At 70.2% G+C, this 12,817-nt stretch carries 14 protein-coding genes and 1 pseudogene; 2 read left to right on the top strand and 13 right to left on the bottom strand.

The features are described from left to right. The 7 genes from AAG827_RS20690 to AAG827_RS20660 form a co-directional block, all read right to left on the bottom strand. The coding region (locus tag AAG827_RS20690; protein WP_341928099.1) for a hypothetical protein at positions 1–540 on the bottom strand (540 nt) is incomplete at its 3' end. Further along, on the bottom strand, positions 537–1,313 hold the full coding sequence (locus AAG827_RS20685; RefSeq protein WP_341928098.1) for a hypothetical protein: 777 nt from the start codon (positions 1,311–1,313) through the stop codon (positions 537–539). The genes AAG827_RS20690 and AAG827_RS20685, both read right to left, overlap by 4 nt. Next, on the bottom strand, positions 1,313–2,179 hold the full coding sequence (locus AAG827_RS20680; RefSeq protein ID WP_341928097.1) for a hypothetical protein: 867 nt from the start codon (positions 2,177–2,179) through the stop codon (positions 1,313–1,315). Before AAG827_RS20680 ends, AAG827_RS20685 begins: the two co-directional genes overlap by 1 nt. Beyond that, on the bottom strand, positions 2,179–2,472 hold the full coding sequence (locus tag AAG827_RS20675; protein WP_011755687.1) for a hypothetical protein: 294 nt from the start codon (positions 2,470–2,472) through the stop codon (positions 2,179–2,181). Before AAG827_RS20675 ends, AAG827_RS20680 begins: the two co-directional genes overlap by 1 nt. Positions 2,473–2,511: 39 nt before the next feature. Further along, positions 2,512–3,360: a hypothetical protein gene (locus AAG827_RS20670; protein ID WP_341928096.1), complete on the bottom strand. Its 849-nt coding sequence runs from the start codon at positions 3,358–3,360 to the stop codon at positions 2,512–2,514. Further along, a complete protein-coding gene (locus AAG827_RS20665) occupies positions 3,357–3,650 on the bottom strand; it encodes a hypothetical protein (protein WP_341928095.1) in 294 nt (97 codons plus the stop codon). The genes AAG827_RS20670 and AAG827_RS20665 overlap by 4 nt, the downstream gene beginning before the upstream one ends. After that, positions 3,640–4,593 carry a hypothetical protein gene (locus AAG827_RS20660; protein ID WP_341928094.1) on the bottom strand — a complete coding sequence of 318 codons (954 nt, stop codon included), beginning with the start codon at positions 4,591–4,593 and terminating at the stop codon, positions 3,640–3,642. Before AAG827_RS20660 ends, AAG827_RS20665 begins: the two co-directional genes overlap by 11 nt. 385 nt (positions 4,594–4,978) lie before the next feature. Here AAG827_RS20660 and AAG827_RS20655 point away from each other — a divergent pair, with 385 nt between their 5' ends. Continuing rightward, positions 4,979–5,818: a hypothetical protein gene (locus tag AAG827_RS20655; RefSeq protein ID WP_341928093.1), complete on the top strand. Its 840-nt coding sequence runs from the start codon at positions 4,979–4,981 to the stop codon at positions 5,816–5,818. Positions 5,819–6,065: 247 nt separating this feature from the next. Then, the gene (locus tag AAG827_RS20650; protein WP_341928092.1) at positions 6,066–6,905 is read left to right on the top strand and encodes a hypothetical protein; all 840 of its coding nucleotides are present in this window, start codon (positions 6,066–6,068) and stop codon (positions 6,903–6,905) included. 265 nt (positions 6,906–7,170) lie between these two features. On the opposite strand, the gene AAG827_RS20645 is transcribed toward AAG827_RS20650, so the two are convergent. The 6 genes and pseudogenes from AAG827_RS20645 to AAG827_RS20620 all read right to left on the bottom strand — a co-directional run. Beyond that, complete coding sequence (locus AAG827_RS20645; protein ID WP_341928091.1) at positions 7,171–7,800, bottom strand: hypothetical protein; 630 nt, start codon at positions 7,798–7,800, stop codon at positions 7,171–7,173. A gap of 263 nt (positions 7,801–8,063) precedes the next feature. Next, a complete protein-coding gene (locus AAG827_RS20640; RefSeq protein WP_341928090.1) occupies positions 8,064–8,636 on the bottom strand; it encodes a hypothetical protein in 573 nt (190 codons plus the stop codon). After that, positions 8,633–8,908: a hypothetical protein gene (locus AAG827_RS20635; RefSeq protein ID WP_341928089.1), complete on the bottom strand. Its 276-nt coding sequence runs from the start codon at positions 8,906–8,908 to the stop codon at positions 8,633–8,635. Before AAG827_RS20635 ends, AAG827_RS20640 begins: the two co-directional genes overlap by 4 nt. Positions 8,909–8,930: 22 nt before the next feature. Then, positions 8,931–12,191, bottom strand: a complete 3,261-nt coding sequence (locus AAG827_RS20630; protein ID WP_341928088.1) for a LysM peptidoglycan-binding domain-containing protein — start codon at positions 12,189–12,191, stop codon at positions 8,931–8,933. Further along, positions 12,188–12,637: a pilus assembly protein TadG-related protein gene (locus AAG827_RS20625; RefSeq protein WP_041547542.1), complete on the bottom strand. Its 450-nt coding sequence runs from the start codon at positions 12,635–12,637 to the stop codon at positions 12,188–12,190. The genes AAG827_RS20630 and AAG827_RS20625 overlap by 4 nt, the downstream gene beginning before the upstream one ends. After that, positions 12,637–12,817 (bottom strand): annotated as a pseudogene (locus AAG827_RS20620) (pilus assembly protein); the annotation flags it as partial. The gene AAG827_RS20625 and the pseudogene AAG827_RS20620, both read right to left, overlap by 1 nt.

The following is a 12,817-nucleotide window of genomic DNA, read 5'->3' as shown; positions in this document are numbered from 1 at the left end:
CTTGGCGATGACGTCGCCGATGGCCTCGAACGGGTTGGGGATGTCGCCCAGCCCGGGGATGCCGCCGCCGAAGAGGTCACCGACGTTCGGCAGACCGGGGATCCCGGGCAGCCCAGGGACGCCCGGAAGCCCGGGCAGTCCGCCGATGTTGCCGCAGATCGCGTCGAGGATCCCGCAGCCGTCGGGGAGCAGATCTCCCGCGCCGTCGAGCAGGTCGCCGGCACCGTCCTTCACATCGCCGGCGGCGTCCTTGCCGCAATCGATCGGGTCTTTGGCGCAGTCGACGGCGTCGCCGCCGAGGTCGCACAGGGCGTCGGGCCCCGGGCAGCCCATCTTGAGGTTGCGGGCCGGCAAAGTGCCGCTGGTCGCCACCGGGGCAACTGGAGCGAGGTGCGCCGTGCTGGCGGCCGGCTCGCTGGCCGCTGCGGCGGGAGGCTGGAGGGTCGAGGCAGCTCCGAGGAGCGTGGTGAGCACCAGGAGCGCCAGGGCGGCGATGCCGAGTCGGCTTGCCCGGCGCACGGCGGTGATGACGGTGTTCACTGGGGAGCTCCGTTGATCCGGATCCAGCCGGCCTTCTCGAACTCGGGGGTGCCGGGCGCCACCGCCTGCGGCTGGCCCTCCGAGACCAGGTGCTCGATGTCCGCTCCGCTGCCCTGGACCAGTCGCCAGTCACCGTCGAGCCACCGCATCAGCTGGGTGCCGGCGTAGAGGCTGTCCTTGACCTGGCCGTCGGCGGAGGTGAGGGTGACGTAGCTGAGCAGGTTCACCGCGTAGTAGCCGGTGTCGAGCTGCTCGAGGGTGTAGGCGACCGGGGTGACGGCGTACGACGCGGGGGCGGGCACGTCGCCCTCCTTCGCGACGCCGGCCTGCTGGCGGCGCAGCGCGACTGCGGCGCGGGAGCGCTCCTCGAAGACGGCCTTGTCCTCGGGGTTGGCGTAGAGGCGGGCGACGGTGACGGCCTGGTCGTAGTCGAACCCGAGCTGTGCCTTGGCCAGCTCGACCTGAAGCGCCACGGCGCCCAGGTCGGTGGCCGGAAATCCGGTCGGGTAGCCGTCGACCTGGTCGTCGCCGGTCGGGATCACGACGCCGTCGGCCGGCGCGGTGTCCGGTGCGACCTGCTCGACCGATGCGTTCTCGACCGTCTGGCTCGAGTTGTCCCCGCCGGTGGCGTCGGGGCCGCCGGACTCGTCGTCGGCCCGGGTGCGAGCACCGAGCCAGACGACGGTGGCCACCATGCAGGCGATCGCCACCAGGATGCCGATGCGCACCAGGGTGGCCCGTGAGTCGTCGTTGCCGGTCGTCAGGTTCTTCATCAGTGGTCCCCTTCGATGTGGTCAGGGTCAGTGGTGTCGTCGGTCGACCAGGTGCGCCAGCCGGCCTCGTGGGCCAGCTGCGTGCCGGGCCAGGTCGCGGGGGCGCGTGCGGGCGGGGCGCCGGGGGCGACCATCCAGCGACCGCCGACCCACTGCATGCGCTCGCAGTGGGCGAAGGCGATCTGGCCTTCCTGCTTGTAGGAGGCGGTGACCTTCATCAGCACGCAGACGGTGGTCCAGTCGGGCCCGTCGGTGCCCTTCACGAGCGCGGCGGCCGGCTCGAGGGAGACCGAGGAGCTGGGGTCCTTGACCTCGCCCATTCCGGTGCTGGTCAAGAAGGCCTGGACGCTGGCGGTGATCCACCACTCGTCGGCGCGGACCCCGCCGGGCAGGGCCCAGGCGTTGTAGACCTCCGCCGCCGTGGTCAGGCTCATCGACTGCAGCACCGCGAGGTCGATCTGCGCGAGCTGCCCGATCGCGCCCTCGGGGGTGTGCGGGAACCCGGTCATCACGAACGCCGGTCCGTTCACACCGGTGCCAGCCGGGACCTTGATGACGGGCGCCTTGGCGCTGGTGGTCTCGGCCGGGAAGGCGGCGCTCTCGGGAACGGCCAGCATCGGCTGGGCCGCCACCTCGTCGCGGTGCACGGCACCCTGGGCCACCGTCGAGCGATCGGTCTCGCCGGTGGCGACGTCGGTGTTGGCGCTGGCTTCCTCGCCGATCCCGGCGACGGCCAGGTAGACCGCGTAGCCGAGGCCACCGAGCAGGAGCGCAGCCACGACGGCGGCGGCGGCCAGGATTCCGAGCAGGCGGCGCCGGCCCCACTCCGTGGCGCCTTCGGCCTTCTTCGTGGCTGCGCGCCGCATCAGATGCAGCCCTTGCCGAGGATCCCGTTGAGCATGCCGGGCAGGACCAGGTAGGCGATCGCGCAGGCGAACACGACCACCACCGAGATCACCCCGACCTTGGAGGCGTGCGGCAGGGAGAACACGCGGCCGGCGATGATCGCGCCGATGGCGATCACGATGCCGAGGCCGAACAGGACGATGACGCCCCACAGCACGTAGCTGGTGATCTCGTTGGTGGGTCCGACGGCACCCGGCGGCGCCTTCGGGCAGACCTGGGCGGCCATCGGGAGGAGAGCGGTCATGACGTCCATGGGTGGACTTCCTTTCTGGGTTTGCTGACCCGGTGCGGATCAGGCGCTTTCGCTGGTGTCGGTGGGCAGGTGGGCGGGCTCGAGCAGCTGACGGGCTGCCGAGAGGAGGGGGGTCGGGACGGGCCGGGAGTCCAGGCCGTTGACCGCGAGCTCGCGTTCCTCGGGGATCTCCACGCACCGGTCCGCGACCAGGGCGCGACGTACGGCGGAGCCGCCGGCGTGCTCGAGGCCCCGGGGCCACTTCTTGCGGCGCGGCCCACGCACGGCGAGGGCGATCTGCTCGGGCTGCCAGTGGTTAGCCAGCAGCTCGAGCGCGACCGAGGCGCGGCGCATCCCGGGGACGGTGGCGGTGGTGACCAGGACGACCTGGTCGGCGGTGCGGACGGCCTCGGCGAGCCAGCAGTCGGTGGCCAGCAGCTGACCGGCTTCCCAGCCGACGTCGAGGATCGTCAGCTGGGTCTCGTTCTGGGCGTCGATCGGCAGCGGGATCTCGTCGACGCCGGCGAGGACCTCGCTGGCCCGCTCGAGCAGGACGTGGTCGCGCTTGCCCTGACGCCAGTCGGTCGGGTGCAGGCCGAGCTCGGCGGTGCTCGCCGCAGCGAGACCAGAGGCGGTGACCGAGCAGCACTCGATCACCCGGACCGGGCCGGCGGCAGCCAGGCCGGCTGCCAGAGCGATGGTGCTGGCTCCCGCCGACCCAGCGCATCCGATCACGGCGATGGTGTGCTCCCCCGCGGCTGGCGACCAGTCGCCCGCGGCGGCGGTGCCGCGGCCGCGGGGTCCCTTGCCAGCGCCGGCGCCGGCGCGGAAGTCGCCGGCGTTCACGGCGTCCCAGGCCCGCTTGAGCTCGTCGACCCCGACCGGCCGGCTCGAGGTCTGGGTGCTCACTGAGCCTCCCCGATACCGCCGCGGCGGAACTCAAGCGCGGCACGGACCTCAGCCGGGGTCAGGCTTGCCAGCTCTGCCTTGGCGGCCTGGACCTCGTGCAGATGGGCGACGCAACCGGTGAGCTGCTCGATCGCCTCGATCTCGCGGCCGGCGATCGCGAACAGCTCGGAGACCTGCTCCGGCGTCCGGCTCTCACCGTCGCCCTGGGTGTTTGTCATGGGCTTCACCACCTCCAGTCGCCTATGTGTCGTGGGGCGGTGCGAGCGATCACGGTTGCGCTCATTCGTCATGGCCGAACTTCCTCGGGACGGCCGCGGCGAGGGCGCGCATGCTGCGCGAGCCGTGGCGACGGACGGTTGCCTCGGATACCCCGACCCGCGGCGCGACCCGGCTGGACACCTCGTTGCTCAGCAGACCGCCGTAGCCGCGAGCGAGGTTGCGGGTCTCGACCCGGTCGGCCTCGTCAACCAGGCACAGCAGCAGGTACCGGTCGGCCGCGCTGATCACCTGGTTCTCGCAGGCCCACGCCAACAGCTCCAGCAGCTCCTCGGTAGCCGAAGGCTCCTCCTGCTCCGGACCGGCGTCGGCGAGGATCTCGGGCCGGTGGAACAGGGCGCCGGCAACCCGTTCGGTCGGCATCGCGGCGGCGCTCCACGCTCCTGCGTCGCCGTCGGCCAAGTCGCCGGACGAGAAGGACTCCACGAGGGTGGTGTTCGCCCACGTGCGGTCGGCCCGGGAGACGTAGAAGAAGTCCCCGACCTCGCGGAGCACGCCGACGCGGGTGTTGATCAGGATGTTCGCGGCGACCTTGCGCAGCCGGCGCCACTTGAAGGTCCGAACCTCTATCCACAGCTGGGAGGCCACCAGCTCGTCGATCCTCTCGACGGCTGACCAGGAACCTGCCGCGACGGGCTGGCTGTCGCGGAAGACCTCACGGGGAGGGAGGGTGCTCAGCCAGCCGGCGAGCCGGCACGCACCAGGCAGCAGGCACTTGGCGAGCGCGGCCGCAGCGGCGATGTCGTCGCCGCCATCGGGAGCCGCCAGCATGGCCAGCGCCAGGAGGACCTCGTCAGAGGCTGCGCTGTCCACCGAGGGCAGCCAGGCCCGGAGGTCGTCGAACTCCTCGACGACTCCAAGCCGTGGATCCACGGCCACCCAAGCCAGCCACTTCTGGCGGGCCTGGTCGAGCAGTTCGCTGTTGTCGTCGAGGCCGAGCTGGTCACCCACACTCATCGCACTCGCTCCTTTCGTCCGTGGCTGTGCACGGCAGAAAGGTCGCGAGCGGGCGTCCCCGCATCCGTCCCCCCACAACCCCCGATTTGAAGGGGGGACGCAGAGGGGGACGCGCGTTTCCGCAGGTCAGAGGGCGTCCCCCCGAAAGTTGCAGAAACTTCTTGACCGGGGTGGTGCGGGGCCCACTTGTCGAGATACAGCGGATTTGTTCAACCGGCGAATGCCGCTTTTCCACACCGGACTGATAGACATTTATGACCAGCGGCCGGATGGGCAGCTCAAGGCCCTGTCAGACTGGCGGGGTGGTTGGCGATGACCGGGGAGGACAACGGTGAAGGCGTCCGACCTCGAGCGAGAACAGGTCCTCGACTACTTCGCGGCCCAGATGGCCGACGACCCCGTGATGCATTTGGAGAAGGTCGCGGTCGAGCGGGTCGGCTCGGTGCTGCACGACATCTGGGACGTGCACTGCAGCGGCAGTCGTTGGTGGGCGATCAGCAACTCGCTCAACTACTACGCGCAGGACGACTTCACCAGCCGCGACGTCGCGCTCACGTTTCACGTCGGGCTCATGGTTCGCATCGCCAGCCGAGAGGAGCGCCCGATCACCGATGAGGCTGCGGGACTACTTCCTCGAGCGTGGCGCCTGTGGGAGCAGGCGGTCGAGTCCCTCGACGGCGCACGCGAGGCCGAGGACTTCCAGGCGGTCGGGGTGCGACTGCGCGAGGCAATGGTCACCTACGCCGGCGAAGTTGCCGACGACTCGCTCATACCCGAAGGTGGCGACGCCCCCAAGGCGGCTGACGTCGTGGGCTGGACCAACCTGCTGATCTCTGATCAAGCCGAGGGTCCTTCCAGCAAGCAGCTGCGCTCGTACAGCACCAAGCTCACACGTGAGACGTGGGACTACGTCAACTGGCTGACCCACGCCAAGAACGCGATCGCCAACGACGCGCACATCGGAGTCGCGGTGGTGAGCCACTTCCTATCGCTGATCACCGCCATGTGCCTGCGGGCGGCAACGGGCGCGAGGAGCCGGTGCGCGAGCTGTGGCTCTTACCGAATGGTCGCCGGTGCCTGCATCCGCTGCGGCTGGGGCGACCCGGACTACGTAACGCCGGCCTCTCGGGAGCTGACCGAGGAGGAGCTTGCCGCCCGACTGGCGGAACCGTGCGTGCCCAGCTCCGACATCTCCACGTTCATGTCACCGGACGACTACCGCTAGACACCGGTTCCTGTCGACCGCCCAGGCGCTTGCCGGTGAACGGACACGGGATGAGCTCTCCCCTGAGAGCCTCGCTCACAGTTTGACGAGCGCCGCCGATCGAGGGCCTGAGGGTGCGCGCCACGTCAGCGCCCCGCCTCCCCTTCCGTGTCTGCCTCGACAGCCGCAGGCGTACGACTAATTGGGCGGCGCAAGTCGGACGGTTTTTCCGTACGGTTCGCGGCCCTGCTGGCCTACCGTCGAGACCATGACCGAGAACGCCACCGTTCACTTGCCCGACGACCACCTCGAGGTCCGCGACCTGTCGTACGACTTCACGCGGACGCGCCAGATGTACGACCTGTTCAAGCAGTCTCTTTTCGATCCCGGCTTTGACTCTCCCGGCGACGCGCCGCCGCCGGATCGCCTCGAGCTCTACATGAAGGGCCGCGCGCGCGGCGCCGGCTACGTGGCGGACTTCGTCTACACGTCGCGAGACCTCCCGGTCCGGGTCTACGGGATCCTGGTCAACCGCGGCCGCGGTCTGGAAGTTGCGGAACTCGAGCTCTTCAAGCTGACCTGGCGATACGAGGACGGCAGCGACGAGGACCGCGCTGCAACCGACCACGATCGCGGCGCTGAACCGGGCCAGCTCATCACGAGCGATCTCCTTCGCCGCATCCCTCTTGGCAAGATCGTCGCTCGCGCTCAGGCGACTCTCGTCCAAGACGACTGGCGTAGCGAGGGCGTCACCCAGCTCGGCCTCGATGGCCGGCGAGACGTCGCGGTAGAGGATCTCCTGCCCGAGGAACTCAGCGCATTGGAGACTGCGACGAGCTCCGCGGCAGGCAAGCGCCGCGGCCGACCAGGCCTACCGGACACGCTGCTCGAGGACGTAGCGCGCGCGTACCTCGAGGAAGCCGCCAACGGGCCGGGGCTAACGGGTCGGCTCGCCACGAAGTTCGGGCGCCCCGAGCCGACCGTGCGGGACTGGATCGGCACCGCACGACGGCGCGGCTTCCTCTCGCCGGGGCAGCCAGGTCAGCGCGGCGCTGGCCCGGGTCCCCGCCTCGTCGACCGCCAGGAGGGCGGCACCCAGGTCACGTGACGGGCCAGCTGGCACCCCGACGGCGAACGCCTAGGGCCGCGATTTCCTATTCATCTGCGCAGGCGAACCACCCCATGCTCTACTTCTCGCGAGCCCCAGGTGACCCGAGACGCCTGGGGCTCTTTCATGTCCAGCAGCGGCAGCACGAGCAGCTCCGCTCGGCGGGCCCGGTGCCTCCGGGCGCGCTCGGGCAGCGAACGACACAGGTCCCCTTCCTGCTGTGAGGACGGGGCTCTGTGTCGGTGGTCGGTCTGCTAGTACAGGGTCACTGGGTCAGCACCTGGGCCTCCCCGATGCGGATCGGGAGAGGCTCGGTGGCCAGGTCGAACTCGATGGTTCCGGACTGGCCGCCACCGGTCCACTCGACCACCCAGTGGCTCGTCGCGGTGACCTGGTACGCACCCTCGGGCTGGTCGGTCGACATCTTCGCGTAGCGGTGCCCGCAGGTCGGGGAGTCCTGCTTCCCGTAGTGATCGGCGTACGGCGTCCCCTTCCCGGCGCAGGTCACCTTGGTGCCGTCACCCATATTCCACACGATGCTGGAGACGCTGGCGGTCGCGCTGACCGAGACCGTGCCCTCGCTGGCTGAGGCGGTGATCGGGCCGAACGTGTCGCCAGTCGGGCTGTCCACCCACATCCACACCGGCAGACCGACGAGACCGACCCGGTTGGGGCCCGACTCGGGGACGATGCCGATCGTGATCGGATCCAGGTCCATCGAGGCGATCGCTCGGTTCGCAAGGACCACCGGGTCGATCGTCACCGTGCCGTTCTCGATCCACATCAGCTCCCACGAGGACCCCGGCGGCGGGAAGTAGCAGACGTGCCAGGCGCCGTCCTCCTCGGTCTGACCAGGCGGTGGCTCGGTCTCATCCGCCGGGTAGGCCTCCCCCACGTAGCACCCATGAGCACTACTCCACACCGACCCGTCCGGTCCGGTGCATGGGATCTCGTTGCCCGCGTACGAGCAGGTTGACGAACCTCCACCGCCGTTGTCGCCGCCGCCTCCGGGATCGCCGCCGCCGTCCGAACAGTAAAGCTCAAACTGGCCTGTCTCCGGGTTGTAGACCTCGACGCACTCCGCACTTGCGCTCGACGCGGTGAACAACACGACAACCAGCGACGCCGCGACCGTCAGCGCGAGAGCGAGGAGCCGCCTCAGCATGACTGATCCCATTTGATGTCGGACTTGGAAACCTTCCACGCTCCCTTGTCCTTGACCAGGGTGTACTCGACGGGAAGGGGGTTGCCCAGCGGATCCCCGTTAGGGTCCGTGTGCTTGATGCTCTTGCCGTCCTTGTTGCGCTCGACTACGTCGGTTCGGTCCTCGCAGTCGGTGATGATGATCATCGAGTCGGTGCGGCGCCGCGGTTCGTCGAGGGTGTGGCCGTACTGGCCCGTGACCTTGATCTCGTACCGCTCCAGATCCGCGACGGCGGCCTGAATCTGGAGGAACTCGTCGCCCGTTGCGACCTTGTTCAGACGCTTGAAGTCAATCGTGGCGGCTCGGTAGAAGTCGTCGCGCACCTTCAGGTACCCGGTCAGCTGAGCTGCCGCCTTCTCCTCGGGAGTCTGCGGCGTCGGCGCAGTGCTCGTCGGGGTCGAGCTGGGCGTTGCGGTCGGGGTGTCCTCGGCCTCGGGGTCGGTGCCGTCGTCCGAGCAGCCCGTGAGGGTGAGGGCGAGGGCGAGGGCGAGGGCCACTCCCCCGAGTGCGGAGTGGTGCTTCCTCATGCGGGGTCTCCTCCTGTGTTGGGCGGCGCCATGACTGATCGCTGGCTGACGTCGGTGGCGATGTGCTCGCGGTGTTCTTCGGCGGCGTCGACGAGCTCGGCCAGCGAGCCGTTGTCGACGGGGTCGATGCCGAATCGCTTGTCGGCGTCGTAGAGGGTGCGGATGGTGTCGCGGACGAAGACGGCTCTGGCGATGCGTCGCGCGTCGAGGTCGGGGCGGTCGCCGCCGGCCGCGACGTAGCGGCCGGCGAGCTCCTGGTTGAAGGTGGTCATGTGCTGGTGCTCCCTTCCCGAGTCAGCTCGCGAGCCAGCCGTGGGTACTGATGATGGTCTTCGTGCGCTCCGACAGTTCCATGGGGGCGTCGCCGTCGTCGGACCGGTTGCAGATCTCCTCGCGGAGGATCCGGTCGGCCTCGAGCTGGTCGCCCTCGGCCTTCATGACGTGGGCCAGGCACAGGCGGGTGCTCTCGCCGTCAGGGTCGGCCCGGTTGGCGACGTAGGCGGCGGAGCGGGCCTTGACCAGGTCGCCTGCGGCGAGAGCCTCGGTGACGACGATGAGGGCGACGTCGGCGATCCAGCCAGAAGCCATGAGGTCGACGCGGTCGGGCTCGTTGACGAGCCAAGACCATCCCTCTTCACGCAGCTGGCTGAACGGCTTCGCCTCGCCGACCAGCTCGAGCGCGGTGCAGAGGTCGGCGACGCCTTCCGCGCCGCCGCGGGCCTGCCCGCGCTTGCGCAGTCGGAGGTAGAGGTGGAGGTCGACCAGGAGGCCGTCGTCGACCTGGTAGACGTTGACGCCGCGGAGCTTGGTGGCAGGGGCCTTGTCGGCGTGGGGCAGGTGGGGCTCTCCAGTTGTGGGGTTGGTGCCCAGCCATTCGCGGACGGTGTTGGTGTAGTCGCGCACCTTGCCGGGGGTGATCCCGAATGCCTCGCCGATCTCCTCGCGGGTGGCTCCGTGTTTGCGGTGCAGGGCCAAGTACGCGAGGAGCTCGGTGAAGTAGGGCTTGCGCTTGGCCAGGGCCTTGCCGTGGGTGCGCGCGGTGACCGGACCGAGCAGGCTGAGCCGTGGACGGTCGCTGTTGGCCGAGAACCAGTCGACGATGTCCTGGTCGAGAGTGGAGTCGCTCTGCTCGACCTCGGCTCGGACGTGCTCGGGCACCTTCGGCGCCAGCGTCTCGAGGTCCTCCTGCACGATCGCGCTCTGACGGATGTAGTCCTCGTCGTCGCCCTCCAGGAGGGAGGACAGCGGCTCGTCGACGGTGTCCGCGGGGGTGTTGCGCGGCAGGGTGTACTCGCGGCGCAGTGCCCCGGACTGGTCGGTGTAGGCCTCCCAGCCGTCGGTGACGGTCTCGTCGACCGGCACGGGGACGTCCTCGGCGACCTCGCTCTGTGCGTAGACCAGGGCGCAGCCGCGGGCTTCGTCGCTGGTGAGGCCGACGGCGATGAGGTTGAGGCCGGCGTGCTCGAGGACGACGCGGCCGGTGTTCGTCATGTGCAGGACGGCGCCCGGTGTGTTGGGGCGCTCGCCGGCGACGACGATGGAGGTGGCGGACTGCCCGACGTGGTTGGTGACCAGCTGCAGCAGCTGCTTAAGGTCCTCGGGGTCTCCGGCCGCCGCGTCGAGCAACAGCATCCGGGCGGGCCAGGTGTCGTCGTCGACGCTGCCGGTGCGCGCCGTGGACGCGTCGGTGTCATGTCGCTTCGCCCGGTCGACCGTGGTGACGGCGGCCGCGAGGGCCGCCGCGGTCGCGGGTGACCCGGCTGATCCGGTCGGGTAGTAGCTGATCCGCTCGTCCATGGCGACGGCTTCCTCAGCCACGCCGATGCAGTCGACCTGGACGCGGCGCGACCATGGGTTGACGGCGAGCTGCGCGGCGAGGTGGCGGGCGAAGTCCCGGCCGTAGATCCGGTCGCCGCTAATGGTGAGTGTGGACAGCTCCTCGCAATTGAGCAGCCAAGTCTCCCCTGTGTCGCTCATGCCGATGGTGGCCAGTAGCGGGTACGGCGGCTCGACGTTGCCGGTGTCGGGGCCGAGCTCGTCGACGGCGGTGTCCGTGCTGACCTGCCAGTGGGTCTGGTCCGGGCTGCCCACCCAGGGCGCCGGGACGCCGGCCGGCGCGCTCAGGTGCAGGGTCAACTTGCCGTGCCCGAGCTCCACGGCAGCGAGCGGCGGCATCGTGGTGCCCCGCGCGCCGACGGCGGCCGCGAGTCGGCGCAGCGCCTCGTCCGCGAACTCCACGGTCGCCGCGGCCGCGGCACCGGTGGCGTTCAGGGTCATCTCGACCGGCGCGAGCTCCGAAGGCGGCGCGGCGATCGCGCGGCCGGGCGTCCGGTTCCGGTAGCCGGCGCGGCGGCGGGACCGCAGGGTCATGAGCAGCGCCCCGGACAGCAGGACGCCCCCGCCGGTCAGACCGGCGAGGACCCACGGCGCGTCGAGGATCGAGTCGTCAGCGTCGTCGACCTGGTCGACGTCGGCGGCCGGCGACGCCGGCGCCTCGGCTTGGGGCGGCGCGTCGGGCACGGCCGTCTCGGGTACCTCGGGCACCTCAGGCTCGTGGGCGACCGGCGGCTCCTCCTCGGCCGGCGGCTCGACGGGCCGCTGGTCCTCGGGGCTCGCGGGCGTCTCGGGCTCGACGTCGCGCGGCTGCTGGTGCGGGGTGTCGTCGTGACTGCCCCCCTGCTCGGCGTCTGGGATGTTGAGCTTCCAGCCGACGTCGATGACGTCGGGGTCGGTCAGCTGGGCCCCGCCGGGCTGGGTGATGCCGGTGGAGGCCCGGTATATCTCGGGCCAGCGATCGGCGTCGCCAAGCTGCTCTTGGGCGACCTCGCTGAGGGTGTCGGTGGACTGCACCGTGTAGTCGTGCGCCGGTGCCCCGCCGTTGACCGCGGGCAGCTTGAGAACCCAACCGGGCTCGAGGAAGCTCGGCTGCGCGCCGAGGAGGTCGCGGTTGAGTTCGACGAGCTCCTTGTAGCGGGCACCGTCGCCGAAGTGGTTCTCGGCGATCGACCACAGGCTCTCCCCCGGCTTCACAGCGTGATCGACGGTTTTGCGCTGGCGCTCCTGCTTCGTCTCGACCTTGACGTCCTGCTGGGCGGGTGCCTGGTCGGCGGCACCGGCGTTGACAGGTCCCACCGTCACCGGCGCCGCGGCGGCCGTGGTGATCGTGGCTGCCTGGGCGGCGATGGGCGCGGCGATGAACAGCAGAGCGGCGAGGCCGATGAGGCCGCGTGCTGCGGCCTGCGGCCGGCCCAGACCCGGCAGCTGGGGCGCCTGGACCTTGCGGAGCCGTGCGATGGCCTCCACGACCAGGCTCAGCGCCATGAAGGCCCACGCGACCCAGCCGATCACCTTGAACAGGCCGAGGACGAGGGTGCCGTCGTCGGGCGCCAGGAGCGCGTTCTTGATGCCGTCCAGGGTCGGGACGTGGTCCGGGAATGGGCTGGCACCGATCGCGAGGAATAGTTCGGGCAGCCCGAGGACGATGCCGAGTACGGCGACCGAGGCTGCGAGTCCGGTGAGCCGCTGGCCCAGGGTGGGATGGGTGGGCGTGGTCATCTCTCGATGCCTCCTTCGGCGCGGATGAGCCGCGCGGACGCCTCCCCGGTGACCTGCATCGTGTCCAGGCCGATGATCCCGAGGAACTTGCTGGTGTATGTGTCGGTGGTGGTGACGATCAGGGTGTCGCCGTCGACGACGCGGACGGTTCCCTCCACGCCGGCGGCGCGGAGATAGTCCATGGCGGCCGTCTTGGCGGCGGTGAGGTCGACGCGGAGGTCCTCGCCGCGGACTGCGGTCGAGCCCTGAACCTCCTGGGCACCGGTGCGGGCGGCCTGGGCGGCAGCGCTGCGGGCTTGCTGCTGGGTGTGGACCTTGCCGCCGAGGTCGACCGCCATCCCGACGAGGATGATCATCGCCAGTGCTGCAGTGGCGAACCAGACGCTGATGGAGCCGCGCTCATCACGCGAGCGCCGCGTCGTGAGACTGCGGATGCGGGCGGTCATCATCGGCGCTCCCGGTAGGCGTCGACGGGGCTGCTGGCGGTGGCGGTGATCGTCCGGGTGCCGGGCAGGCCGGGGATGCTCAGTTCCGCCACGTCGACCTTGCAGGTCACGGTGGCGGTGACCTGGGCGGTGGTTCCCAGCGGGGCGTTGAAGGCCGCAGCGTTGATCGTGATGTTGGTG

Origin of the sequence: Nocardioides psychrotolerans, assembly GCF_943371775.1 — a bacterium.
GTDB lineage: Bacteria > Actinomycetota > Actinomycetes > Propionibacteriales > Nocardioidaceae > Nocardioides > Nocardioides psychrotolerans_A.
Note: the sequence above shows the minus strand (reverse complement) of the source record. Positions and strands in the feature narration are given on the sequence as shown.

What these genes read in the sequence shown, in the direction of transcription:
- AAG827_RS20630 (WP_341928088.1), bottom strand. Translation starts at nt 12,191, where the DNA reads ATGACCACGCCCACCCATCCCACCCTGGGCCAGCGGCTCACCGGACTC.
- AAG827_RS20680 (WP_341928097.1), bottom strand. Translation starts at nt 2,179, where the DNA reads ATGCGGCGCGCAGCCACGAAGAAGGCCGAAGGCGCCACGGAGTGGGGC.
- AAG827_RS20675 (WP_011755687.1), bottom strand. Translation starts at nt 2,472, where the DNA reads ATGGACGTCATGACCGCTCTCCTCCCGATGGCCGCCCAGGTCTGCCCG.
- AAG827_RS20635 (WP_341928089.1), bottom strand. Translation starts at nt 8,908, where the DNA reads ATGACCACCTTCAACCAGGAGCTCGCCGGCCGCTACGTCGCGGCCGGC.
- AAG827_RS20625 (WP_041547542.1), bottom strand. Translation starts at nt 12,637, where the DNA reads ATGACCGCCCGCATCCGCAGTCTCACGACGCGGCGCTCGCGTGATGAG.
- AAG827_RS20665 (WP_341928095.1), bottom strand. Translation starts at nt 3,650, where the DNA reads ATGACGAATGAGCGCAACCGTGATCGCTCGCACCGCCCCACGACACAT.
- AAG827_RS20685 (WP_341928098.1), bottom strand. Translation starts at nt 1,313, where the DNA reads ATGAAGAACCTGACGACCGGCAACGACGACTCACGGGCCACCCTGGTG.
- AAG827_RS20655 (WP_341928093.1), top strand. Translation starts at nt 4,979, where the DNA reads ATGGCCGACGACCCCGTGATGCATTTGGAGAAGGTCGCGGTCGAGCGG.
- AAG827_RS20650 (WP_341928092.1), top strand. Translation starts at nt 6,066, where the DNA reads ATGACCGAGAACGCCACCGTTCACTTGCCCGACGACCACCTCGAGGTC.
- AAG827_RS20640 (WP_341928090.1), bottom strand. Translation starts at nt 8,636, where the DNA reads ATGAGGAAGCACCACTCCGCACTCGGGGGAGTGGCCCTCGCCCTCGCC.
- AAG827_RS20660 (WP_341928094.1), bottom strand. Translation starts at nt 4,593, where the DNA reads ATGAGTGTGGGTGACCAGCTCGGCCTCGACGACAACAGCGAACTGCTC.